This is a genomic window from Ilyobacter sp., assembly GCF_041583315.1.
Classification (GTDB): Bacteria; Fusobacteriota; Fusobacteriia; order Fusobacteriales; family Fusobacteriaceae; genus Ilyobacter.
In genome coordinates this window covers 1-2,370 of the sequence record NZ_JBFHGC010000455.1, presented here as the reverse complement: position 1 = coordinate 2,370, position 2,370 = coordinate 1, and the positions used below count along the sequence as shown (strand labels likewise).

Below are 2,370 nucleotides of genomic sequence, written 5' to 3'. Positions count from 1 at the left end.
CCTCATAGATTTTTTGAGGAGAAATTCCAGAACTCTAGAGGAAGTTTTCAGCTTCAACGAACAGAGGTTTAGAGACAAGTTGGAAAGTCTTCCCTCTGAAAAAGATTTTTACAGGATATATTCAGACGATTACTCCGATGTGATTATCATCAGGAAAAATTTCTTTTCAGATCTTAATCCGTCATTTTTTTTAAGGGACGGACTTATAATAAGGTTTTGTGAAACCGGACAGATAGGTTTTGAAAAAGATGCTGTTTTTTTAAATGAAAAAGAAGCTCTTGTGTCTAAAGGTATTTCTCTGGGAGGCTACAAGGTTTTGACTCAAAATATCAACTACGTAACTCTTCATATAAAAGATAAATTTTTCAAGGATTTTCAGATTGAATTTCCCGAGTACATACTTAAGAAAATTCAGTGGAGACTTGATTCTTCAATTATTTCAAAATTAGATAACCTAGTCTCATACAAGAATTCAAGAGTAATCCTGCTGAATTTTATAACAGATGTTGTTCTAAGCCTTTTAGGAGAGGAGCATAGACTAAATTTTACCAGAATTATAGATAATGACTTGAAAAAAATTATGGCATACATCGATCATAATATAGACAACAATATCAGCGTGGCCCAGATTAAACGTGAGTTCGGTCTCAATAAAAATAACCTGGCATCTCTGTTTAGTGATAATTTTGAGGTGTCCCCTTCAAAATACATTATCAATAAAAAACTTGAAAATGCTTCCAATCTTCTTCTGGATACAGATCTTTCTGTGACAGATATTGCATTTAAATTTAATTTTTCCAGTGGGAGCAAGTTTTCATCTCACTTTAAAAAAAAATATTCTTTGACTCCTCTGCAGTTCAAAAAGAAGTTTGAAAAACTTATCAGGAAATAGTTTTAAAAAAATCCAGAGTATGACTTTACTTGTCATTTACTCTGGATTTTTTTTAATCTATTATTTTTAATCTTGTATCCTGGTTTTACCAGACTGTTTACACTTGTAAGTACTGCCTCAACCACACAGCCTTTGTGTAATCTGAGTTTGATCCAGTTCTTATTTGTTATAAATTCTGTATTTGGACTGTCTGAAAAGACTCCCATAAGGGAGAAAAGTAATCTAAAAAAACTTTTCTCCCTTTATCTTTTAAGTACCGATATCTACTACGAGTGAAATAGAGACATTGGTTTTCATGAGAGTAGTTGTTGGGGATATAATTTACACGTAATTTTGGAAACACCCAAATACTATTAAAAATTTAAAGTTCTATAAAAATTTTCAACTATATATTGTGTATCAGCTTATTTTTTATCAGGGACAAATAATGACATACCGAATCTATCTTTACCAAATTCTCCTACTTTTTTTTCTACTCTGTCTGAAGCGATCCAGTTCATAAAGGCATTAGCTCCATCTCCATTTATATAGTTATTTTTTGAAGGATCTATTGTTATTACAGAATACTGATTCAGAAGACTAGAATCTTCTCCTACCTTTATCTCTAAATCTAAAGTATCTTTAAGGTTTAAATAAGTAGCGATATCAGTAAGAGTATAAGCGCCCATCTCATCAGCTACTCTGAGAGTGGCCGCCATACCGCTTCCAGATACAATATACCATTCTCCTTTTGGAGCTATGTTATTTTCACTCCATAATTGTAGTTCTTTTTTATTTGTTCCTGAGTTGTCTCCTCTTGAAGCAAATTTAAGATGATCTTTATTTATTTTAGTTAGAGCATTTTTTACTGACTTGGTTTCTATACCATTTTTAGGTCCTACAATCACAAAATAGTTATGAAAAAGTTCCTTTCTGTCTATACCGTGACCGGCGGACATAAACTCAAGCTCTGATGCTTTGGCATGAACTAATAGAACATCTGCTTCTCCGTCTCTTCCCATCTGCAGGGCTTTTCCAGTTCCTACTGCTATCATATCCACACTATACCCCGTATCTTCTTTAAACATTGGAAGCAGATAGTCCATCAGACCAGAGTCTCTCACACTAGTTGTTGTTGCCAGGACAATTTTTTTATTATCCTTTCCAAAAACACTCACTGAAAGCGATAAAACGACCAATAAAACCAATAATACTTTTTTCATAAATCTTACTCTCCTTTTGTATATATTTTTTGTTTGGAGTTATTATACAACAGTTTGATATCAAGATACAACCATATAGTATAAATTAATCAGTTTGTATAGTAAACTTACTTAATCAAGCACCTAACTCTGTAATTATAAATAAAGTAATCATAAATAGTGGCTGGAATCATCTTAAACGAGAGTTTGGAAGGACTATATTTTTTAATGTTAGCCCTACTGTATTCTGTGTGACGAGCTTTTGACTGTAATATTTAACAAATAGAATTGGCCATT

2 protein-coding genes are annotated in these 2,370 nt (G+C 32.4%); one reads left to right on the top strand and one right to left on the bottom strand.

Annotated features, from left to right (window positions below; all coding sequences use genetic code 11):
• The coding region (locus tag ABZA26_RS12835; RefSeq protein ID WP_372714907.1) for a helix-turn-helix transcriptional regulator at positions 1-892 on the top strand (892 nt) is incomplete at its 5' end.
• Between the two features lie 404 nt (positions 893-1,296).
• Here the strand turns inward: ABZA26_RS12835 and ABZA26_RS12830 are convergent.
• Positions 1,297-2,094: a substrate-binding domain-containing protein gene (locus tag ABZA26_RS12830; protein WP_372714906.1), complete on the bottom strand. Its 798-nt coding sequence runs from the start codon at positions 2,092-2,094 to the stop codon at positions 1,297-1,299.
• Positions 2,095-2,370 lie beyond the last annotated feature (276 nt).

What these genes read in the sequence shown, in the direction of transcription:
- ABZA26_RS12830 (WP_372714906.1), bottom strand. Translation starts at nt 2,094, where the DNA reads ATGAAAAAAGTATTATTGGTTTTATTGGTCGTTTTATCGCTTTCAGTG.